Annotated in this window: 17 protein-coding genes and 1 pseudogene; 5 read left to right on the forward strand and 13 right to left on the reverse strand. The window is 72.9% G+C overall.

Annotated features, from left to right (window positions below):
- Positions 1-48: 48 nt before the first annotated feature.
- The 9 genes from ABFY03_RS03400 to ABFY03_RS03440 all read right to left on the reverse strand — a co-directional run bounded on the left by ABFY03_RS03400 (position 49) and on the right by ABFY03_RS03440 (position 12,100).
- A complete protein-coding gene (locus ABFY03_RS03400) occupies positions 49-1,125 on the reverse strand; it encodes an ABC transporter permease (protein WP_319012538.1) in 1,077 nt (358 codons plus the stop codon).
- Positions 1,122-2,660 (reverse strand): sugar ABC transporter ATP-binding protein, encoded by a 1,539-nt coding sequence (locus tag ABFY03_RS03405; RefSeq protein WP_346169115.1) that lies wholly within the window; start codon positions 2,658-2,660, stop codon positions 1,122-1,124. The genes ABFY03_RS03400 and ABFY03_RS03405 overlap by 4 nt, the downstream gene beginning before the upstream one ends.
- 380 nt (positions 2,661-3,040) lie before the next feature.
- A complete protein-coding gene (locus ABFY03_RS03410; protein WP_346169116.1) occupies positions 3,041-4,222 on the reverse strand; it encodes an ROK family transcriptional regulator in 1,182 nt (393 codons plus the stop codon).
- A gap of 236 nt (positions 4,223-4,458) precedes the next feature.
- The gene (locus tag ABFY03_RS03415) at positions 4,459-5,658 is read right to left on the reverse strand and encodes a S8 family peptidase (RefSeq protein ID WP_346169117.1); all 1,200 of its coding nucleotides are present in this window, start codon (positions 5,656-5,658) and stop codon (positions 4,459-4,461) included.
- 254 nt (positions 5,659-5,912) lie between these two features.
- A complete protein-coding gene (locus ABFY03_RS03420; protein ID WP_346169118.1) occupies positions 5,913-7,355 on the reverse strand; it encodes a cellulose binding domain-containing protein in 1,443 nt (480 codons plus the stop codon).
- Positions 7,356-7,426: 71 nt separating this feature from the next.
- On the reverse strand, positions 7,427-9,004 hold the full coding sequence (locus tag ABFY03_RS03425) for a beta-N-acetylhexosaminidase (protein ID WP_346169119.1): 1,578 nt from the start codon (positions 9,002-9,004) through the stop codon (positions 7,427-7,429).
- Between the two features lie 55 nt (positions 9,005-9,059).
- On the reverse strand, positions 9,060-9,914 hold the full coding sequence (locus tag ABFY03_RS03430; RefSeq protein ID WP_319012544.1) for a carbohydrate ABC transporter permease: 855 nt from the start codon (positions 9,912-9,914) through the stop codon (positions 9,060-9,062).
- Complete coding sequence (locus tag ABFY03_RS03435; RefSeq protein ID WP_346169120.1) at positions 9,911-10,837, reverse strand: carbohydrate ABC transporter permease; 927 nt, start codon at positions 10,835-10,837, stop codon at positions 9,911-9,913. Before ABFY03_RS03435 ends, ABFY03_RS03430 begins: the two co-directional genes overlap by 4 nt.
- A 3-nt stretch (positions 10,838-10,840) precedes the next feature.
- A complete protein-coding gene (locus ABFY03_RS03440) occupies positions 10,841-12,100 on the reverse strand; it encodes an extracellular solute-binding protein (protein ID WP_346169121.1) in 1,260 nt (419 codons plus the stop codon).
- Positions 12,101-12,352: 252 nt separating this feature from the next.
- Here ABFY03_RS03440 and ABFY03_RS03445 point away from each other — a divergent pair, with 252 nt between their 5' ends.
- The 4 genes and pseudogenes from ABFY03_RS03445 (at position 12,353) to ABFY03_RS03460 (ending at position 14,794) form a co-directional block, all read left to right on the forward strand.
- Entirely contained in the window at positions 12,353-13,198 is an 846-nt protein-coding gene (locus ABFY03_RS03445; protein ID WP_319012547.1) for a GntR family transcriptional regulator, read from the forward strand.
- A 235-nt stretch (positions 13,199-13,433) separates the two neighbouring features.
- Positions 13,434-13,892, forward strand: a pseudogene (locus ABFY03_RS03450) (hypothetical protein).
- A 96-nt stretch (positions 13,893-13,988) separates the two neighbouring features.
- A complete protein-coding gene (locus tag ABFY03_RS03455; protein WP_319012549.1) occupies positions 13,989-14,567 on the forward strand; it encodes a type 1 glutamine amidotransferase domain-containing protein in 579 nt (192 codons plus the stop codon).
- Between the two features lie 38 nt (positions 14,568-14,605).
- Positions 14,606-14,794, forward strand: coding sequence for a CsbD family protein (locus ABFY03_RS03460; protein ID WP_346169122.1), 189 nt, complete (start codon positions 14,606-14,608; stop codon positions 14,792-14,794).
- A 1,060-nt stretch (positions 14,795-15,854) separates the two neighbouring features.
- Here ABFY03_RS03460 and ABFY03_RS03465 read toward each other — a convergent pair.
- Positions 15,855-16,007, reverse strand: coding sequence for a DUF6924 domain-containing protein (locus ABFY03_RS03465; protein WP_346169123.1), 153 nt, complete (start codon positions 16,005-16,007; stop codon positions 15,855-15,857).
- Positions 16,008-16,469: 462 nt separating this feature from the next.
- On the opposite strand from ABFY03_RS03465, the gene ABFY03_RS03470 reads away from it, so the two are divergent.
- Positions 16,470-16,889, forward strand: a complete 420-nt coding sequence (locus tag ABFY03_RS03470) for an NADase-type glycan-binding domain-containing protein (protein WP_346169124.1) — start codon at positions 16,470-16,472, stop codon at positions 16,887-16,889.
- Positions 16,890-17,140: 251 nt separating this feature from the next.
- Here the strand turns inward: ABFY03_RS03470 and ABFY03_RS03475 are convergent, their stop codons facing one another.
- The 3 genes from ABFY03_RS03475 to ABFY03_RS03485 form a co-directional block, all read right to left on the reverse strand.
- Positions 17,141-17,614, reverse strand: a complete 474-nt coding sequence (locus ABFY03_RS03475) for a GNAT family N-acetyltransferase (RefSeq protein WP_346169125.1) — start codon at positions 17,612-17,614, stop codon at positions 17,141-17,143.
- 46 nt (positions 17,615-17,660) lie between these two features.
- The gene (locus ABFY03_RS03480) at positions 17,661-19,586 is read right to left on the reverse strand and encodes a helix-turn-helix domain-containing protein (protein ID WP_346169126.1); all 1,926 of its coding nucleotides are present in this window, start codon (positions 19,584-19,586) and stop codon (positions 17,661-17,663) included.
- 96 nt (positions 19,587-19,682) lie between these two features.
- Positions 19,683-21,059, reverse strand: coding sequence for an MFS transporter (locus tag ABFY03_RS03485; RefSeq protein WP_346169127.1), 1,377 nt, complete (start codon positions 21,057-21,059; stop codon positions 19,683-19,685).
- Between the last annotated feature and the right edge of the window lie 84 nt (positions 21,060-21,143).

Here is a 21,143-nt window from a genome sequence, read left to right on the forward strand (position 1 = left end):
GGGCGGGGCGGTTCGGTTCGGGGGTGGAAGGCGTCGAGCAGGCGCGGGTCAGGCGTCGCCGCCGCGCAGGGTCCGGCGCTGGACGAGGACGGCGGCCACGATGATCGCGCCCTTGGCGATCTGCTGGACCGCCGTCTCCAGGTTGTTGAGGGCGAAGATGTTGGTGATGGTCGTGAAGATCAGGACGCCGAGGACGGAGCCGACGATGGTGCCGCGGCCGCCGCTGAGGAGGGTGCCGCCGATGATGGCGGCGGCGATGGCGTCGAGTTCGTACAGGTTGCCGTTGGTGTTCTGGCCGGATCCGGCGAGGACGATGAGCATGAACGCGGCGATCCCGCAGCACAGGCCGGAGAACAGGTACAGGTACAGGCGCTGCCGGCGCACGTCGATGCCGGCGAGCCGGGCCGCCTCCGCGTTGCCGCCGACGGCGACGGTGCGACGGCCGAACGTGGTCCGGTTGAGCAGCAGCCATCCGACGACGGTCACGGCGGCGAAGACGAGGACGAGCGGCGGCACGCCCAGCACGTAGGCGTCCTTGACGCCGAGGTCGAGGACCTCGGTCACGGTCACCATCTGCGTCCTGCCGTCGGTGATCTGGAGGGCGAGGCCCCGGGCGGAGGCCAGCATGGCCAGGGTGGCGATGAACGGCACCATGCCGCCGTACGCGATCAGCAGCCCGTTCACGAGACCGCAGCCGACGCCGACGAGCACCGCGGTGAAGAGGATGCCCGCGAAGCCGAACTCCTGGGTCGCCACGGTCGTCGCCCACACCGAGGCGAGGGCCACGATCGCGCCGACCGACAGGTCGATGCCGCCGCTGGTGATGACGAACGTCATGCCGACGGTGACGACGCCGATGACCGACGCCTGGGTCAGGACGAGCTGGAGGTTGCTGGTGGCGAGGAAGGAGTCGGGCTGGGTGACGCCGCCGACGGCGACGAGGGCGACGAGGACGCCGAGCAGCGACAGGCTGCGCACGTCCCACCGCATCAGCGCCGGTCGGCGGGTCCGCTTCCCGGCGGTGCCGGAGGAGGTGTCGGAGGTGCTTCCGGAGGCGCTGTCCGAGCTGCTTTCGGCGGCGGACATCGGCGCGTCCTTCCGCGCGGCGGAGGCCGGCTGCGTCATGGCGTCGGGTTCCCTTCCATCACGAGATCGAGTACGCGGTGCTCGTCGAGCTCCCGGGCCGGTGCCGTGTGCACGACGGAGCCCTCGCGGAGCACCAGCACGCGGTCGGCGAGTCCGAGGACCTCGGGAACCTCGCTGGAGACCAGCAGGACCGCCAGCCCTTCGTCGGCCAGCCGGCGGATCACGGCGTACAGCTCCGCCCGGGCGCCGATGTCGACGCCCCGGGTCGGTTCGTCGAGGAGCAGCACCTTGCAGCCGCGCAGCAGCCAACGCGCGAGCACGGCCTTCTGCTGGTTGCCGCCGGACAGCGTCCTGACCGCCGCGTCCGGGTCGTCGGGCCGCAGCGACAGCTCGCGCACCGCGCCGTGCGCGGCGGCCCGTTCGGCACGCCGGTCGAGCCAGCCCGCCCGGGCGTAGCGGGAGAGGGTGGCGACCGAGACGTTGCTGCCGACGGACTCCAGCATCAGCAGGGCCTGCGCCTTGCGTTCCTCGGGCGCCAGTCCGATGCCGGCCCGGACGGCGGCGCGGACGCTGCCGGGGCGCAGCGGGACGCCGTCGACGAGGACGCGGCCGGCGTCGGGCCTGCGCGCCCCGTAGATCGTCTCCAGGATCTCGCTGCGGCCGGAGCCGACCAGTCCGGCGAGTCCGACGATCTCCCCGGTCCGCAGGGCGAGGTCGAGGGGGGCGAACTCGCCGCGCCGGGTGAGGCCCTCGACCCTGAGGACGGGGTCCCGGGCGGCGGCGCCGTCGGTTCCTCCGGCTCCCTCTTCGGGGCGGTCGGGGAAGACGTGCTCGACGGTGCGGCCGGTCATGAGGGAGACGATGTCCCGGGTCGGGGTGGTGTCCGCCGGCAGGCCGCCGGCGACGGAGCGGCCGTCCTTCAGGACCGTGACCCGGTCGCCGATGCGGCGGATCTCCTCCAGCCGGTGGGAGATGTAGACGACGGCGACGCCGTCGGCGGTGAGTTCGGCGACGATCCGGAAGAGGTTGTCGACCTCGTCGGGGTCGAGCGCGGCGGACGGCTCGTCCATGACGATCAGCCGCACCTCGTGGGAGAGCGCGCGGGCCATGGAGACGATCTGCTGCTGCGCGGCGGACAGTTCGCCGACGTGCCGGGCCGGATCGATCTCCGGGTGCCCGAGGCGTTCCAGGAGACGAGCGGCGGCCGCGCGTGCCCGGGCCCCGCGGACGACGAACCCGGCGGAGGTCGGCTCGTTCCCGAGGAACACGTTCTCGGCGACGGACAGGCCGCCGACCAGGTCCAGCTCCTGGTAGATCGTGGCGATCCCGAGCCGCATGGCCGCGATCGGCGAGGCCGGGGAGACCGGTTCGCCGCCCCAGGTGATCTCGCCGCCGTCGGGCTGGTGGGCTCCGGCGAGGACCTTGATGAGCGTCGACTTTCCGGCGCCGTTCTGGCCGAGGAGGCAGTGGACCTCGCCGGCCTGGACTTCGAGGTCCACGCCGTCCAGGGCGCGGACGCCGGGGAAGGACTTGGTGATGCGGTGCATCGTGAGCAGTGGTGGGAGTGTTGCCATCGGGATCCCCTCGGCGGGTACGGCCGTGAGCGGGCAGGGCGGAGCGGGGCGCGGTGAGCGCCGTGGGAGGAGAGGGAGCGGGCGAGGGGCTCGGGGCCCCGCGGCTCGGCCGTTGCCGGCGCGTGCGGGGGCGAGCGGGCATGGCTGACAGCCACGGGACCGTTGCGTGGTGCGGGCGTGCGGCGGTGCGGTGACGCTGTGGGTGCGGTGTCGCTTCCGGCGCGGTGGCGCCTCTGGCGGTGCGGTGGGCCGGTGAGGACGGTGGTGCCGGGTCGTGCGGTGGTACGGGCCGTCTGCGGTGGTACGTGCGGTGGTACGGGGCCTCGGCGTGCGGCGTGCCGCCGCCGGAGGAGTCGGGGGCCGGGCGGGGCCCGGCCGGGTCAGGCGGGTGAGAAGACGTGATCGCTGATGAGGCGGGCCGCGCCGATCACTCCGGCGGTGGGGCCCAACTCGCCCAGCACGATGGGGAGGTTGCCGGTCGCGAGCGGCAGCGACTGGCGGTAGACCTGGGTGCGGACGCTGGCCAGCAGGGTGTGGCCGAGCCCGGTGACACCGCCGCCGATGACGACGAGTCCCGGGTTGAAGAAGCTGACGAGCCCGGCGATGACCTGGCCCAGCCGCTGTCCGCCCTCGCGGATCAGCTCCAGGGACACGGTGTCGCCCGCCGCCGCTGCCGCCGAGACGTCCGCGGCGGTCAGCTCGCCGGCCGCCTCCAGTCGCGCGGCGAGCTGCGCCGACCGGCCCGAGCGCGCCGCGTCCTCGGCGTCCCGGGCCAGCGCCGCGCCGCTGAAGTGGGCTTCCAGGCAGCCCAGGTTGCCGCAGGCGCAGGCCCGTCCGTCCGGCTGGACCTGAATGTGCCCGATGTCGCCGGCGCTGCCCGTCGTACCGCGGTACACCTGGCCGCCGATCACGATGCCGCAGCCGATGCCCGTACCGATCTTGACGCAGAGGTAGTCGCCGACGGAGCGGGCGACGCCCGCGTGCTGCTCCCCCATCGCCATGAGGTTCACGTCGTTGTCGACCATCACCGGGCAGCCGAGGTCCTGGCTGAGGGCCTCGCGGACGGGGAAGCCGTCCCAGCCGGGCATGATCGGCGGCGCGACGGGCACGCCCTCGGGAAAGCGGACGGGGCCGGGGACGCCGATGCCCGCGCCGTCGAACCCCTCCGCGACTCCCGACGCCTTCAGTTTGTCCGCCATGGCCAGCACCCGTTCGAAGACGGCGACGGGCCCTTCACGGACGTCCACGGGCTGGTTCAGGTGGCCCAGGACCTCCAGTTCGGCGTTGGTGACGGCGACGTCGATCGAGGTGGCCCCGATGTCGACCCCGAGGAACCGCAGCGCCGGGGCGAGCCGGAGGTTGTGCGAGCGGCGTCCGCCGCGCGAGGCGGCGAGCCCGTCCGCGACCACCAGCCCCGTCTCCAGCAGCCGGTCCACCTCGACCGCCAGCTTGGAACGGGACAGGTCCACCAGATCGCCCAGCTGCGCACGGGAGTTGGGGCCTCCGTCACGCAACAGGCGCAGCAGTCGCGCCTGGTGCACGTTCGCGGGTCGAGCGGTCATCCGTCTCACGAATCCCTCCCCTCCCCCGCCTCCGGCTGGGGGCGCGCCGGCCTGTCCGGTGGTTCACCCGTCGGGCTTTCGAGAGGAACGTAGCAGCGCTTCACCGGCCTGGGAACTACTTGAGCAGGAAACGGCCACGACTTCTTCCACTCCCGGGACAAAGAGTCCGGCCCGGAACGCCGAGACGGCCCCCTCCGAGAGAAGGGGGCCGTCTCCACCGCGGGTGCGGGGGTGGATCAGGGGGCGATCCTCAGGAGCTTGTTGGCGGTGCCGGCGGCGGGGTTCTTGATGGCGTCGGCGGTGGCCGCTCCGGTGAGCGCGGCGGCCGTGTCGGCCGGGGTCGCCGTCGGATGGGCGGCCAGATAGAGGGCCGCGGCGCCGGCCACGTGGGGTGCGGCCATCGACGTGCCGGAGATCGTCTTGACCCCGGTGTCGCTGTCGTTCCAGGCCGAGGTGATCTCCGAGCCGGGGGCGTAGAGGTCCACCACCGCACCGAAGTTGGAGAAGTCGGACTGCTCGTCGTCCTTGGTGCTGGACGCGACGGTGAGGGCTTCCGGAACCCGGGAGGGCGAGCCCTGTCCGGCGTCGGAGGACTCGTTGCCCGCGGCGACCGCGAAGGTGACGCCGGCGGCGATGGCGCGCTGGACCGCCGCGTCGAGCGCCTCGTCGGCGCCGCCGCCGAGGCTCATGTTGGCGACCGAGGGACCGGCGTGGTTCTTGGTCACCCAGTCGATGCCGGCGACGACCTGCTCGGTGGTGCCGGATCCGTTGTCGTCGAGGACGCGGACGGCGACGATCTTCGCCTTCTTGGCGACGCCGTGGGAGGCTCCGGCGATCGTCCCGGCGACGTGGGTGCCGTGCCCGTTGCCGTCGTCGGCCGAGCCGTCGTTGTCGACGGCGTCGAAGCCGTGGGTCGCGCGGCCGGCGAAGTCCTGGTGCGAGACCCGGACGCCGGTGTCGATCACGTACGCCGTCACACCCTCCCCGCCGCCGTCGGGGTACGTGTACTTCTCGTCGCCGGCGGTGTCGGCCTGGTCGATCCGGTCGAGGCCCCAGGACGGGGGCTTCTCCTGGGTCTCGTTGATGGTGAAGCGCTTGTTCTGGACGACCGTCCCGACGGCGGGGTCGGCCGCGAGCCGCTTCGCCTCCTGCACCGTCAGGCCGGAGGCGGAGAAGCCGTTCACCTCCGAGCCGTAGGCGCGGTCGAGCGTGCCGCCGTACTTCTTCGCCAGCGCCTCCTTGTTCGCGGATGCGTCGAGGATGACGACGAAGCTGCCGTCGACGGCGCCGGGTGCGCCGAGTCCGTGCACCGTTCCCTCGGCGGGAGCGGAGGCGCCGGCCAGGTTGGCGGCGAACAGTGCCGCGGCGGCGGAGCCCGCCACACCTGTGGCTATGGCAGCGTGACGAAGGCCGCGGGATCGCTTGTGAGTTGCCATGAAGGGAGATCTCTCCTCGTGTTGACGTGTGGGGCGTCAAACGTTCGAGAGAACCTTGTGCGGATTGGCAGGAGCAAATCAAGTCCAGATCATGACGCGGCGTTATTCAACAAGCTTTCTTAAAACCGCCTCCGCATCCCCTCCATGACGTTCACGCCTTCCGACGCCCTCCCCCGCGGAACGGGCACAGCCGTCCGAGGGGGAGCGGACCGGCCGCCCACCGGCCGCGCGGTCCGCTCCCCCGGGGCGCGTCGTCAGGAGGCCGGGACCTCGTCCACGAAGGACGTGCCGGCGCCGCGCAGGGCGGCGACCTTCGCGGCGACCTGGGCCGGGGTGAGGACCTGGTCCTTGACGTGCAGGACGTAGTCGACCTGCTGGTCGTAGGCGCGGGGGGTGGTGGAGGTCTGCCCGTTGAGGTCGATCAGCCACTGGTTGAAGTTGATGGACATGGGCCGCTCGGGCAGGTAGGCGGCGTCGTGGGTGCCGAAGAGGGCGCCGTCGACGTAGTAGGTGATCCTGCTGTTGTCGATGGTGACGACCAGGTCGTGCCATCCGGCGTAGCTGGTGCGGCTCTCGCTGTGCTGGTTGACCGCCTGCCAGGGATCCGGGTTGTAGGTCTCCCAGGAGGTCGTGTACAGGATGTTGGCGGGCTCGCCCCAGCCGCCGTTGGGCAGGTACTCGAAGTCGTACTCGGCGTAGTCGTCGGCCATCGGTGCCTTGAGGTCGTTGATGGTGAAGAAGGTCTGGACGACGCGGTCACCGTCGGGGCCGTACTTCGGGGCGTCCGAGAACCTCACCCGGGCCGCGTAGGTGCCGTTCCTGAACTTGCTCGTTTTGGTGAGGACTTCGGTGTGGACGGTGGTGGATCCGGTGCCGGCGCTGGAGGTCTCCAGGTTCATCACGGTGCTGCCGTTCTGGGTGGCGAAGGTGACCTTCGAGGGGTCCCAGGTGGCGCCGGGGACGCCGGGGCCGCCGGAGTTGGAGCGGACGTTCCAGCCGTGGGAGGCGAGGGCCGGGTCGGTGTGCGAGGTGTAGGAGAAGTCGTCGAAGAGGGTCTGGCCGCCGCCGGTCGGCGGGTCGGTGGGCGGGTCGGTCGGGGTCGGCGGGTCGGTCGGCTCGTTCCCGGCGGGGGCGGTGCCCCAGACGGCGGCGCCGGCGATCTGCGCCGTGACCTTGCTCCAGTCGGCGTAGGCGGTCCGGGCGCCGGAGAAGGAGTAGTCGTCGCTCTGGTTCAGGGGCTGCCAGCCGGCCTGGTAGAAGCGGAGCTGCATGTCGCCGGTGTCGGCGCCGGGGGCGAGGGAACCGGCCGCGGGCGTGAAGCCGATCTCCAGGTAGCGGTCGGCCGTGGCGGTGGGACGGGCGAGGGTGCCGAAGGTGCCGGTGACGACCGCGCAGCCCTTGACGGCCCAGGAGCAGGCGAAGCGGTACGAGGCGGTCGGGGAATCGGCCTTGAAGTAGTAGCGGATCTTGACCTGGCTCAGCTCCACGGCGGTGGTGCCGGTGTTGCGCACCTTGAACCAGGGCTCGCTCTGGTCGGCGGTGGCACCGGAGGCGCTGGTGCGGTACTGGACGGCGAGGCCGTCGCCGGGGGCGGCGGAGGCGGTGGTGAGGGGGAGGGCGGCCAGTGCGGCGCTGCCCGCGAGGGCGGTCAGCGCGAGGGCCGCCCGGGTGCTGCGGCTGGTGGTACGGGTACTCATCCGGCGGTTTCCTTCCGTTCGCTCCCGCCGTCCGGCGGGAGGGTTCGTGGGGGGGGCGGGCGCGGCACGCGTCAGGCGGGGGCGGGTGCCGTCCGGTCCCGGAGGGTGTCGTGGGGGACGCCGAGCGCGGTGAGCCGCGCGCGGTGCCCGTCCATCCGGGTGCGGAAGTCGGGCCAGTCGTGGTGCGGGTTCCAGGCCCGCTCGGCGAGGGCGCACAGGCGGGGGTAGGTGAGGTACTCGATGTGGTCGGAGGTGGGGACGAACTCGGTCCACAGCTGTCCCTGCGCCCCGAGGACCCGTCCGGCGAGCTCCGGCGCGCCGTCGGGCGGCAGCAGGTCGAGGTCGTACACGGTCCGCAGATCGAGGCTGTGGCCCGGCTGGGCGGGGGGTTCGCCGGGGCCGGGGCCGCGCGCGTAGTCGAAGTAGACGCGGCGGTGGTCGGCGTGGACGACGTCGTGGCCCCGGCGGGCAGCCGCCCAGGCGTGCTCCGGGGTGCGCCAGCTCATCACGGTGCACTCCGGGGGCAGGACGGCGCCGTCCTCGGCCCAGGCGACCGGGCGACGGCCCGCCCGGAGGACGTGGTCGGCCATCCGTCCCAGGAACCAGCCGTGCAGGTGGCGGGGGCCGGCCAGTCCCTCGCGTGTGGCGCGGGCGATCGCCGCGGGGCTGGACTCCCATTCCTCGGTGGGGACTTCGTCGCCGCCGAGGTGGACGTACGGGGAGGGGAAGAGGTCCATCGTCTCGTCGAGGACGGTCCGGAAGAAGTCGAGGACGTGGTCGCCGACGCCGAGCACGTTGCTGCAGACGCCCCATCGGGTCCAGACGTCGAGGGGCCGTTCGGGGTGGTTGCCGAGCACCGGGTAGGCGGCGAGCGCGGAGCGCACGTGGCCGGGCACGCCGATCTCCGGGACGACCGTGACGCCCCGGGCGGCGGCGTACGCGACGAGCCCGGCCAGGTCGGCGCGGGTGTACGCGCCGCCGTGCGGGCGGCCGTCGAAGCGGTCGCTGCCGGCGGGGCCGACCATCGACTCCGCGCGTCGGCCGCCGACTTCGGTGAGCCGCGGGTAGGCGGTCACGGGCATGCGCCAGCCCTGGTCGTCGGTGAGGTGGAGCTGGAGCAGGTTGAGCTTGTGCAGGGCGAGGAGGTCGACGAAGCGGTGCAGGTACGTCACGGGCTGGAAGTGCCGGGCGACGTCGAGCAGCATGCCGCGCCAGGGGTGGGCGGGAACGTCGGTGATCTCCACTCCGGGAAGTGCGACGCCGCCGCCGGCCGGCGCGGACAGGGCCTCGGCAGGCAGGAGTTGACGGATCGTCTGGACGCCGCGGAGGAGCCCGGTGGGGCTTGCGGCGCGGAGCAGGGCGCCGTGCGGGGAGACGGTGAGTCCGTACCCCTCGTCACCGAGTCCGGTGAGGGCGGGGTCGAGGGCGAGGACGAACGCGCCGTCGTCGGCGGCGTCGAGGCGCAGCCCGGTGGCGGTCTCCAGATAACCGCCCAGGAGGTCGGCGGCCCGCTCGGCGCCCGGGGCGACGCGCAGGCGGGTGGTGGCGTCGAGGGGGAAACGGCCGGGGCGCGGGGAGAGCCGGCGGGGTCGGGGGACGAGGGTGAGGTCGGGGCGCGGGTGCGGGTGCGCGGGGCGTGGCAGGTCCACGGGGCTTGGTCTCCGGTGTGCGGGGCGCGGAAGGGGGCGGGGTCGGGTGCTCCGGTCAGCCCTTGACGCCTCCGGCGGTGAGGCCCGAGGTCACATGGCGCTGGAGGGCGAGGAAGACGACCAGCGCGGGCAGGGCGAAGAGGGTGGAGGCGGCCATGGTGGCGCCCCAGTCGGTTCCGAAGGTGGTCTGGAAGGAGGAGAGCCAGACCGGCAGGGTGCGGTTGTCCTGCTGCTTGATGATGAGGAAGTTGGCGAAGGTGAACTCGTTCCAGGCGGTGATGAAGCCGAAGAGCGAGGTGGCCATCAGGCCGGGGGCGAGCAGCGGGAAGGCGATCCGGCGGAAGGCGCCGACGCGGGTGCAGCCGTCGACCTGTGCCGCTTCCTCCAGTTCGGGCGGGATGCCGGCGAGGAAGCCGCGGAGCACCACCACCGTGAACGGCAGCGTGATCATGAAGTAGACGAGGGTGAGGGTGGGCAGCCGGTCGAGCATGCCGGTGTCGCGGGAGATGATGTAGACCGGGATGACGAGGGACTCCCAGGGCGCCATCTGCGCGATGAACACCGCGAGCATGAACGCGCGGCGACCGCGCCAGCGCAGCCGGGCCACGGCGTACGCGGCGCCGAGCGCGACGACCAGGGAGAGAAGGACGGCGCCGAGGGTGACCAGGACGCTGTTGCGCCAGAAGAGGGCGAAGCCGTCGGCCTGGACCGCGGTGCGGAAGTGGTCGAAGGTCCACGCGTCCGGGATCAGGCGGGGCTCGTACGACTGGAGGTCGCGGGACGGCCGGAAGGCGGACGTGACCATCCAGTACACCGGGAAGAGGCAGAGCGTCACGGTCAGCGCGGCCGCCAGGCGCAGCGGCAGCCCGCGGAGGGCGCGGCGCGGGGCGGGTCCGCGGGTCGTGGTCACAGGTGCTCCCCTTCCTGGCGGAACAGTTGGCGGAAGTAGAGGACGAGGACGCCGCTCATCAGCAGGACGGTGACCATGGAGGCGGCCGATCCGAGGTCGTAGCGCTGGCTCGCGAGGGCGGTCTGCACGGCGTACACCGGCAGGATCGTGGTCGCGTCGCCCGGTCCGCCGCGGGTCATGACCCAGATCTGGACGAACGCCTTGAAGGTCCAGATGACTTCGAGGGAGACCACCAGCATGAAGATCGGCCGGACGAGGGGGAAGGTGACGGAGCGGAAGACGCGGGCGGCTCCGGCGCCGTCGAGGCGGGCGGATTCGTAGAGCTCCGCGGGGACGGTGGTGAGGGCCGAGTAGAGGGTGATGGCGGCGAACGGCACGGACTGCCAGACGACGAGGACGACGAGGATGGTGAAGGCGGAGCCGCCGTCGGCGAACCAGGTGTGGCCCTCGAAGGAGGTGAGGCCGAGGTCGGTGAGGGTTTCGTTGACGATGCCGAACTCGGAGTGGAACAGCCACTGGAAGACGGTGGTGGCGGCCACGACGGGCACCGCCCACACCAGGACCAGCGAGCTGAGGACGACGGCCCGGCCGGTCCTGCCGAGCCGTTCGATCATCAGGGCGACGAGCGTCGAGAGGATCATGATGGCGAGCACGTTGACGGCCATGAAGAGGAAGGTGCGGCGGACCACCTCCCAGAACCGCGGGTCGCCCAGCAGGGTCTGGTAGTTGCGCAGCCCCACGAACTCAGCGTGGCCTCTGATGAGTTCGCGGAGCCGGAAGTCCTGGAGGGAGATGAGCAGGGCCCGGCCGAACGGATAGAGCAGGAGGTAGAGCATGCCCAGGACGGCGGGCGCGACGAGCAGGTAGGGGCCGAGGGCGGGGCGGCGTCCGCGGGGCGGACGCCGGCGGGCGGTGGTGGGCATCCGTCAGGAACCGCTGTTCAGGGTGGTGGTGAGGGACTGCGCCGCCCTGGCCGCTTCGGTCGCCGCGTCGCGGCCGGTGAGGACGGCGGTCATGTAGTCCTTGATGGGGTTCTTGGCCTCGACGGCCGCCCACTGGGGCGTGTTGGGGGTGGCGTGCCCGTTGGCGGCGCCGACCGCCATGGCCGCGGCGCCGGGGTCGGAGGCGACGGCGGTGGCGAGGGTGGTCCGGTTCGGGACGTAGCTCATCGCGAGGGCGAGCTTGGTCTGCCAGGTGTCGCCGGTGAGCTCCTTGACGAAGGTGTACGCCTCCTCCTGGTGCCGGGCGGCGGCGGGCACGACCAGGTCGGATCCTCCGGTGAAGACGGCGCCGGGCTTGTCGGCGGTCTTGCCGGGGATCGGGAAGAAGCCCAGCTTGCCCTTGAGCGCGGGGTTCTTCTGCGCGATGACGCCGGCGCCGCCGGGGGTGGCGATGACCTGGGCGACCTGCCCCTTGGCGACGATGTCCGCCTGGAGGGGGCGGGACTCGTCGGAGTCCTTGGGGCCTCGGCCGAGGGCCTGGAGCCGCTGGTAGAACGCCATGGCTCTCGCCGCTTCGGGACTGTCCAGGCCGCCCTTCCACCGGCCGCCCTCCTGGACGGCGAGGTCACCGCCCTCGTCCCAGACGAAGCCGGCGAGGGCGTACCAGTTCTGGCCGGGGAGGTAGATGCCCTGCACGCCGTTCTCGTTCAGCTTCTCGGTGGCGGCGAGCCACTGGTCGCGCGTCCTGATCTTCGTGGCGTCGATGCCGGCCCGCCGGAAGAGGTCGGTGCGGTAGATGACGACCCGGTTGGCGGCGTAGTAGGGGATGCCGTACTGCCGGCCCTCCCAGGCGCCCGGTTCGGCGAGCCCCTCCAGCCAGAACTCGCCGTCGAGGTCGTCGACCCTGTCGGTGAAGTCGGTCAGTCCGCCGCTCTGGGCGTACTGAGCGACCTGGGTGTTGCCCACCTCGATGACGTCGGGGGCGTCGTTGCTGGCCAGGGCGGCGGTGACCTTCTCCCCTATGCCTTCCCACTCCTGGATCTGGATCCTGAGGTCGATCTCCGGGTGGGCCTTCTCGAAGCCGGCCTCGAACTCCTTCTGGAAGGCGTCCGAGACGCTGTCGCGCATCAGCCAGACGTCGAGGACGGTGGGGCCGCCGGCGTTCTGCTCGCCGGGCGAGGAGCAGGCGACGAGTCCGGTGCTCAGCAGCGTGGCGGTGAGCAGGGCGAGGGGGCGGTGCTTCACGGTTCACCTCTGGGGGCCTGGGAGCGATGGAACCCCGAGCTGACCACTTGCCCGCCAGGGGTTTACCAGTTGGCGCGAGATGAAGGTGGCATGGACCAATGATGCCGTCAACCCCCGCAACACAGAGGGGTTTTGGCCATCGACCGGCCGGATGCCGCCCCATGACGCCGCGGCGGCAGCGTCATTGATACTTGACCAGTGGACCAGTTATGGTTGACCAGCGAACTTCCCGACGACGAACGAGAGCCCCGTATGGAGATCGACGCGGCAGCCTCCGGCGCGATGCTCAAGCGCGAGCGGGTCAGGGACGCCATCCTCGAACTCATCGAGGCACGCCGCCCCGGCGACGCGATCCCCTCCGAGCGGACCCTCTGCGCGAGCCTGGGCGTCTCGCGCCCCACCCTGCGGGCGGCGGTGGACGAGCTGGTCGTCGCGGGCCTGCTGGTCCGCGAGCACGGGCGCGGCATGTTCGTCGCCGCGGAGAAGATCACCCAGGAGCTGGTCTCCGACCGGCACTCCTTCAGCCTTCCGCAGGCCGGCGGGGTGTGGACCAGCCGGCTCCTGGAGTTCAGCACCCTCCCGGCCGGCGCCCGCGTCAGCCGCAAGCTGCGCGTCTCCCCCGCCGCCGAGATCCTCTACGTCGCCCGCCTCCGCCTCGTGGACGGCTCCCCCATGGCGATCGAGCACCTGCACGTACGGGCCGATCTGGTGCCCGGCCTGACCAGGGGGGAACTGGAACAGGGCGACCTGTACGAGCACCTCCGCGACCGGCACGGGGTCCGGGTCAGCGAGGCGGTCCAGTCCATCGAACCCACGGTCGTCACCCGCGCCGAAGCGGACCTGCTCGACGTCCCGGAACTGTCCCCGGCCCTCCTCTTCGAGCGGCTCACGACGGACGACCGCGGCCGTCCGGTGGAGTACGTGCACTCGCTCTACCGCGGCGACCGCTACCGCATCGTCTCGCGCCTCACCCTCGGTGGCCACGACGAACAGCCGGCCGGGAAGGAAGGCCACCACCCGGGCATCCCGCCGGGCGACTTCACCGGCGGCGACCCGGTGCCCTTCTCGACGCGCGGCGTCGTCCAGCAGAACCCGTGAGGGGAGTCCGGCAGAATCCGTGAACGGCGTCCCGCAGGCACCGTGAGCGGCCGTGAAGGGCATCCGGCGGAATCCGTGAACGGCGTCCGGCAGAACCCGTGAACGGCGTCCAGCGGAGTCCGTGAACGGCGTCCCGCAGGCACCGTGAGCGGCGTCCCGCAGCCACTCGGACGGCTCCCTCGCCTCCGCCAGGACCAGGAACCCGCCCGCCCCGGAACGCCGCGCATCACCGAAGCTGCTTCTCTCCGTGCACGTACCGGCCGCCCTCGTCGCCGCCGGGCCGGTCACCGTCGTCGCGAGCATGTTCCCCGTGGCGCTCCGCCGCGCGCTCGGCGATACCCCCGGCGGGGGCCGCCCTCGTGACCCCGCGGACCCTGCAACGGAACTGCTGCGTCCACGCGTACGTCGGCGTCGCGGTCCCCGTGTTCGGCTTCGCCACGGCCTGCGGTCTCGGCGTCCTGGGCGGCACCTGGCTGATCGTCTCGATGGTGCTGACGGCGGTGGCCGCCGGGGTCCTGGGGCTGCTCGTCCTCCCCGCCCAGAACCGCGCAGTGGAGGAGGCGGCGGGGACCGCCCCGCCGCCCTCCGCTCCGGCACCGGCCCGCCTCGCCCTGCTCACCGGCGTCTTCCACTGCTGTGGGCCACGGTCACCGTCCTGATGATCGTCCGCCCCGGTTCCACGACCGGGGCGTGACCACCGACGCACGGACGGACGCTCCCACGTTTGAGCGACCCGTGCGCGGTGAGGCGCACAGGTGACGGGTCGCGACGACACCGGAGAGGAGACACCGTGTCGCACAACGGAAAGCTCGAAGGACGCCAGGTACTGGTGCTCACCACGAACTACGGGACCGAGCAGGACGAACTGCGTCAGCCGGTGGCCGTGCTGCGGGAGAACGGCGCCCGCGTCACGGTCGCCGCGCAGAAGGACGAGCCCATACGCACCCTGGTCTCCGACCGCAGTCCGGGGGCCGATGTCACGCCGGACACGACGCTCGCGGAGGCGGAGGCGGACGGGTACGACGCCGTGGTGGTGCCGGGCGGCACGATCAACGCCGACCATCTGCGGGCCGACTCCGACGCCCGTCGCCTTGTCGCGGCCTTCGCCGAGGAGGGCAAGCCGGTGGCCGCGATCTGTCACGGGCCGTGGCTCCTCGTCGACAGCGGGCTCGCGAGGGACCGCGAACTGACCTCGTACCCCACCCTCCGCCCCGACCTGGAGAACGCCGGCGGCACCTGGATCGACCAGGAGGTCGTCGTCGACACCGCCGGAGAACACCCGCTGATCACCTCCCGCAAGCCGGACGACATCGACGCCTTCGCGGCGGCGATCGTCCGCGCCCTGGAGGACAGCGGCAAGGCGGCGTGACGGGGCGCGACGGGCCACGACGAGAAAGGACGCGCGTCATGCGCAAGAGCGACATGCAGAAGGGCAAGGGCAAGATCGAGGAGACCGTCGGCAAGGCCACGGGCGACCGGCGCAGGGAGGCCAAGGGCAAGGCCGACCACGCGGAAGGCACGGCGCGCGAGGCCGCCGAGAAGGTCCAGAAGGTCGCGGAGAAGGCCCGCGAGGCGATGCGGCGCCGGACCGCATGATCCTCGGTGCGGCCGGCTCCGCACCACCGGAAAAGGGGCGTGCGGAAAGATCGCCCCGCATCGAGAATGACGGGCGTGCTGCCCTACGTCTACCGCGTAACCAAGTACGCCCCGACCGACCGTGACGCCCACGGCCACTACACCGGCCCCGAGGACACGGTCAGCGACCACGGTCCCGTCGAGGCGGCCTATGTGCGTGCGGTCGAGGCGTTCGCCCGGGACAGCGGGGTCGACCGACTCGCCGTCCGCGAACCGGGGATCCCGTCCCTGGCGCACTTCGGCGTCGAGAAGCCGGTCGACGGCTTCGGCCTGGACGGGCTCTTCCCGTCCGGCCTCAACGGCTTCCACGACGGGGCGGAGGTGCCGCTCGTCGTGGGACTGGAACTGGTACGGGCCATGCTCAGGGACCATGGCGCCTGGTGCCGGCTGGAGGTCGAGGGGGAGTTCGCGGCGCACGTCGGATGGGACCAGTACCTCTACGTCGGCAGCAGTCGCCCCTGTCCGGACGCGCTGGCCCTGACCCGCGCCCTCGGCCTCTTTCCGGAGCGCCTGGCCGACTCCCCGTACCGCTCCGAGGACGACGAACCGGGCGTCCAGCGTCCCGGCGACGACGCCTTCTGGAGGTACCTGCGCCGGGCCGTGGACGCCGGCGTCGCCGGACTCCTGGAGGAGACCTACCTGGACGGCGGCACCCGCTGGCACCCCCTCACCGCCGATTCCCTCGCCCGCGTCCGTACCGCCCTGGCCCCCCGGGCCCGCCTGGAGATCTGGCCCCCGCTCTCCCCCGACGTCGAGGCGGTCCTGAGCACGCTCCCGACCGACGCCACGTTCGCATGCGTCTGGCGGGACGAGCACGGCCACGTGCGCACGGTCCTGGCCGACGAGACCGACGTCCCGGCTCTCCTCCCGCTGGTCGCGGGCGCCACCGCCGCCGCGGTCCTCCCCCTCTCCGCGGACGACCGCACCCCCCTCTTCACCGCGGTCATGCCGGATCCCGACGGAGTCCTCCGCGCCCGCTGGCGCACCACCCCGACCCCGCTCGCCTGTCCTGGGCGGCGGCTCAGAAGGCTCGCAGCACCTGATCGGGTGCTCTGGAGGCGGCCGCGGCGAACTCCTCGAAGCCCATGTTGCCGAGCGTCACGTTCCCGTGCACCGCGTGCACCTGCCCCGGCACGGCGCGGAACTCGCGCGGCTCCGGTACGTCGACGCGCACTGACAAGCGGCCCCAGGGCGTCCGCCGGAGACCGTACGGGTCAACCGGGCGCGCCTGGAGGAACTCATCGCCGCGCAACTCCCGGCGCACGTCGGCTTCACTCTGGAACTCACGCCCGGGGGTGTGCGATGACCTGCCCGACGTGCGGCCTGCGCAACGCGCCGGGGACGCCGTTCTGCGCCTCGTGCGGGGCGTTCCTGGACTGGGAGGAGGACGGGGAAGCCGAGACTTCCGGTACGACGGCGGCGGATTCAGGTACGCGGGAAGGCCCTGCGCCCGTACCCGCACCCGTACCCGTACCGCCTGCCGAGCCACCGGCTGAGCCACCCGCCTCACCCCCGCCCCCACTCCGGTGGAGGCGCCGGGTGGCGCCGGCTGTCGCGCCGCCGGGAGCGGCAGGCGCCGCTCGCCGGCACCCGGCCGCGCCGGTCGCGGCGCAGGCCCCGGCTCCTGCTGCCGCTGGTGCTCGTTCTGCTGGCGGCCGGCCTCTGGTTCGGCCTGCCGCACGCGGGCCGGCTGCTCGGCCTGGCCCGGGAGGAGACGAGCCCCCCGGAGGCGCTGCCGCCGTCGGCGGTACGGGCCTCCCGGGCGCTGAAAGACCATCCGGCGGGCGCGGCCTTCGACGGCTTCAGCAACCGCTACTGGGCGGCGCCGGCGACCGGCGCGACGCTGGAGGCGGAGTTCGAGGCGCCGGGGGTGCGGGTGACGAAGCTGGTGGTCTTCGCGGGCACGTCGGCGAAGAAGGACGAGTTCCTGGCCCAGGCCCGTCCGGCGCGGATCCTGGTGGAGGTCCGCTCGGCGGACGGCGGTACCGAGACCGCCGCATCACCCTCAAGGATCAGCCCGGCCAGCAGACGTTCACCCTGCGGGCCTCCCGGGTGACCCAGGTCCGCATCACCCCCGAGACCGCCTACGGCACGGCTCGGGGCCGCCATCTGGCCCTGGCGGAGGTCGAGTTCTTCGGCCACCGCGGGTGAGGGGCCTTCGCACTAGCCCGGCGGCGCACCGCAGCGACGCCCGCTCGTCCGGGTGGTCCATCCCGGCCGCGAGCTCCGCCGCCACAGGCGCGTGGGCGGCGAACACGGCCCGGCACCGGGCCCGTTCGGGCCGTTCCTCGTCGCTGCCGTACCCCATCAGAACGGCCCCGTCGTAGCGTTCGATACGGCGAACGTCGGCCGATGGCGGGTGGGCGGTCGGGCGTGGTGGTCCGCGTGTCTCATGAGCCGATCGTCGGGGCGGGTGGGGGCTCCCTCCGGACAAGGCCCGCGGAGGTCTCGCCTGTAGCGGTCGAGGCGTGTGCCGTCGCTCGTGTGCCGGTGTCCGTCGGGGGTGGAGCCCGCTCGGGTCGCCACGGCGGAGGACGACGTGTTCTCCGGGTCGGCCTGGATGAGCGCCCGTTCTCCGCCTTCCGCCGCCGCGTACGGCAGGGCGAGAAGGACCGCTCGGGTGGCGAGGCCGTGGCCTCGCCCGTGCGGGTAGAGGCCGTAGGCGATGTTCACCTGGCCGGGCGTCAGGTCCTCGCCCGCGAGGTGCGCCTCCGCGTCGTCGGGGTGGAGCGGCGACAGGGTGACGACTCCGTCGGACAGCTTCGGTTCGCGCAGGGACATGCGGCGGTTCTCGGCACCCGACGCTCGCCGCACCAGCGGATTTCGGTCAGAGCCGCTCGGTCGTGAGCTGGTGGAGGCGGAGGGCGAGGTGGATCTCCAGGGCGCTGGCGGGGGTGTTCCAGTCGGGGCCGAGGAGCTGGGCGACCCGGTCGAGGCGTTGGACGACCGTGTTGACGTGGACGTGGAGGGCGTCCTTGGCGCGGGAGAGGCTGGCGCCCTGGTCGTAGTAGGCGTGGAGGGTGCGGACGAGTTCGGTGCCGCGCTCGGTGTCGTAGGCGAGGACGGGGCCGAGGACCCGCTCGACGTACGAGCCGATGTCGGCGCGGTCGCCGAGGAGGACGCCGATGAAGCCGAGGTCGGCGATGTCGGCGCCCTCCCCGGTACGCCCGAGGGCGTGCAGGGCGGTGAGGCAGCGGAGGGCTTCGGCGTGGAGGGCGGCGTGGTGGTCCGGGCCGGTTCCGGGGCCGGCCGTGCCGACGGTGACGGGGGTGCCGAGGATCCGGGCGAGGTCGGCGGCGAGGCCGTGGGCGAGGAGGCCGGGGCGGTCGGTCGGCACGAGGAGGACGGTGCGGCCGTGGCGGGTGCCGGCGAGGCCGCCGAGGCCGCGGACGACCCGGGTGGCCTCGGCGGCGAGCCGGGAGCGCGCGGCGGGTTCGCAGTCGAGGACGGCGACGGCGTGGGGCCGGGTGAGGTCGAGTCCGAGGCGCCGGGCGCGCAGGGCGAGGCTGCCGGCGTCCCAGTGGGCCGAGGACGCGGGGCCGGCGAGGAGGTCGTCGAGGAGTTCGCCGCGTACCCGGTCCTCGGTCTCGGCGACCGAGCGGCGGATCAGGAGGAGCATCGCGGTGACGAGCGCCGACCGTTCCAGGAGCCGGCGGTCCGCCTCGGACAGCTCACCGCGGCCGGTGAGGACGATGCTGCCGAGGGGTTCGGAGCCGGCGAGGACGGCGCAGGTCCAGACGCCGTCGGCGCGGACCGCGCGGCCTTCCGTGTGCGAGGCGGCGAGGCTCGCGGCGGAGGGGGCGACCGGTGGGGTGCCGACGCGGGCGAGTTCGCTGCCGTCGGTGTCGTGGACGGCCACTCCCCCGCCGAGCAGCGCCGCGATCTCGGCGGCGACCTCGTCGGTGCCGGCGCCGCGCAGGACCAGTTGGGAGAGCCGGTCGTGGGCGTCGGACGCCTGGTGGAGGGCCTCGCCGTGGGCGCGGGCGGTCGCGTTGGCGGCTTCGAGGCGGGCGAGGGCGCTGCGGGTCTCGTCGAGGCGGCGGGCACTGTCGATGGCGACGGCGGCGTGGTCGGCGAGCGAGGCGAGGAGGGCGATGGCGTCGGGGGTGAACTCGCGCGGGGTGCGGTCCGCCGCGAACAGCACGCCGATGACCTCCTCGCCGAGGCGCAGCGGGACGCCGAGGATGCCGCGGAGCCCTTCCTCGGCGACGCCGTCGTCGATGGTGCCGGTGTGCCGGTAGCGGCGGTCGGTGCGGTAGTCGGTGCTGGCGTAGGGGCGGGCGGTCTGCGCGACCAGGCCGCCCAGGCCCTCGCCCATGCCGAGCCGCAGCTGCTGGAAGGCGGCGGAGACGGATCCCTCGGTGACCCGCATGAAGGTGTCCCGGGCCGCCGGGTCGTTGAGGGTGAGGTAGGCGACGTCGGAGCCGAGGAGCGTACGGGCCCGGCGGACGATGGCGCGCAGCACCGCGTCGAGGTCCCGCAGCCGGGCCAGGTCGCCGGCGGTGTCGTACAGCGCCACCAGTTCGGCCTCCCGGCGGCGGTACTGGTCGAGGACGCGTCGCACGGACAGGGCGACCCCGGTGGTCTCCTCGATCCACGCGAGGTCGGCGGGGGTCGCCCCGGCGGCCCGGGAGCGGGCGGGCTGGGCGGCGATGTCCTCGGCGGGGGCGTCGGCGGCGAGCAGGTCCAGCACGCGGCGTGCCGCCTCGGTGGACGCGGGCGTCCGGGCGTCGGTCGGGCGGCCGGTGGTCATGGCGCCTCCTCACGGGGGGATCGGTGGGCGGGTGCGGTCGTGGCCCGGTCCGTCGTCCTCCCCCGGGGACGGCGGACCGGGCCGGGTGGCCTCGGGTCAGGCGCGGTCGCCCGCGGCGACGGCGGACGGGGTGGCGGCCGGTTCCTCGTTCCGGCTGCGGGTGAGGTCGCGGCCGAGGGTCTCGCGGGTGACCGCCACGGTGATCGTGGTGACGACGGCCGCCGCGCAGAGGTAGACCGAGATCGGGGTGGAGGAGCCGTAGTCCTTGAGGAGTTCGACCGCGATGATCGGGGCGAGCGCGCCGGCCAGGATCGAGGCGAGCTGGGAGCCCATCGAGGCGCCGGAGTAGCGGACCTTGGTGTCGAACATCTCGGAGATGAACGCGGCCTGCGGGCCGTACATCGCGCCGTGCAGCAGCAGTCCGGCGGTGACGGCCAGCGTGATCACCACGAACGACTTCGAGTCGACGAGACCGAAGAAGACGAACGCCCACACCGCCATGCCGACCGAGCCGATCAGTGTGACCGGGCGCCGGCCGATCCGGTCGGACAGCGCGCCCCACATCGGGATGGTGACGAAGTGGACGGCCGAGCCGATCAGGACGGCGTTCAGCGCGGTGCTCTTCGACAGGCCCAGGTGGGTGGTGACGTACACGAGGAGGAAGGAGGTGAGGATGTAGTACGAGATGTTCTCGCCGAAGCGGGTGCCGATGGCGGACAGCACGTCACGCCAGCTGCGCTTGAACACCTCGACGACCGGCGCCTCCTCCTTCGCGCCCGCCGCCGCGGCCGCCTCGGCCTTCGCCTGGGCCTCCAGGAAGACCGGCGACTCGGAGACCGACACCCGGATCCACAGGCCGATCATCACGAGCAGGCCCGACAGCAGGAACGGGATGCGCCAGCCCCAGGACTGGAAGGCGGCGTCCGACTGGACGGCGGCCAGCAGCGACAGGACACCGGTGGCGAGCAGGTTGCCGCCGGGAGCGCCGGCCTGCGGCCAGGACGCCCAGAAGCCGCGGTGCTTCTCGCCGCCGTGCTCGGAGACGATGAGGACGGCGCCGCCCCACTCGCCGCCCAGCGCGAAGCCCTGCACGAGGCGGAGCACGGTCAGCAGGATCGGCGCCCACACGCCGATCGCCTCGTACGTGGGCAGCAGGCCCATCGCGAAGGTGGCGCCGCCCATCATGAGCAGGCTCAGCACGAGCAGCTTCTTGCGGCCGATCTTGTCCCCGAAGTGGCCGAAGACGATGCCGCCGAGCGGGCGGGCGGCGAATCCGATGGCGTACGTGACGAACGCGATCAGCGTGCCCACCAGCGGGTCGGCGCTGGGGAAGAACAGCGTGTTGAAGACGAGCGCGGCGGCCGATCCGTAGAGGAAGAAGTCGTACCACTCGATGGTGGTGCCGATGAGGCTGGCGGCGACGATGCGCTTGATGGATCCGGGGGACGTGGGGGCGGGTCTTGCGGCGGCCATGTGCACCACTTCCGAGCGAGTGACGGGGACGTGTTCGTGTCGCCACACCGTAGAAACCCGCTGGTCACGCGTGTATGTGGCTGC

Source organism: Streptomyces roseofulvus (genome assembly GCF_039534915.1).
GTDB classification, from domain to species: Bacteria; Actinomycetota; Actinomycetes; order Streptomycetales; family Streptomycetaceae; genus Streptomyces; species Streptomyces roseofulvus.

Excerpts from the sequence above, each read along its gene's own strand:
- ABFY03_RS03405 (WP_346169115.1), bottom strand. The coding sequence starts at position 2,660 with ATGGCAACACTCCCACCACTGCTCACGATGCACCGCATCACCAAGTCC.
- ABFY03_RS03475 (WP_346169125.1), bottom strand. The coding sequence starts at position 17,614 with ATGTCCCTGCGCGAACCGAAGCTGTCCGACGGAGTCGTCACCCTGTCG.
- ABFY03_RS03435 (WP_346169120.1), bottom strand. The coding sequence starts at position 10,837 with ATGCCCACCACCGCCCGCCGGCGTCCGCCCCGCGGACGCCGCCCCGCC.
- ABFY03_RS03400 (WP_319012538.1), bottom strand. The coding sequence starts at position 1,125 with ATGACGCAGCCGGCCTCCGCCGCGCGGAAGGACGCGCCGATGTCCGCC.
- ABFY03_RS03485 (WP_346169127.1), bottom strand. The coding sequence starts at position 21,059 with ATGGCCGCCGCAAGACCCGCCCCCACGTCCCCCGGATCCATCAAGCGC.
- ABFY03_RS03415 (WP_346169117.1), bottom strand. The coding sequence starts at position 5,658 with ATGGCAACTCACAAGCGATCCCGCGGCCTTCGTCACGCTGCCATAGCC.
- ABFY03_RS03460 (WP_346169122.1), top strand. The coding sequence starts at position 14,606 with ATGCGCAAGAGCGACATGCAGAAGGGCAAGGGCAAGATCGAGGAGACC.
- ABFY03_RS03445 (WP_319012547.1), top strand. The coding sequence starts at position 12,353 with ATGGAGATCGACGCGGCAGCCTCCGGCGCGATGCTCAAGCGCGAGCGG.
- ABFY03_RS03480 (WP_346169126.1), bottom strand. The coding sequence starts at position 19,586 with ATGACCACCGGCCGCCCGACCGACGCCCGGACGCCCGCGTCCACCGAG.
- ABFY03_RS03420 (WP_346169118.1), bottom strand. The coding sequence starts at position 7,355 with ATGAGTACCCGTACCACCAGCCGCAGCACCCGGGCGGCCCTCGCGCTG.
- ABFY03_RS03410 (WP_346169116.1), bottom strand. The coding sequence starts at position 4,222 with ATGACCGCTCGACCCGCGAACGTGCACCAGGCGCGACTGCTGCGCCTG.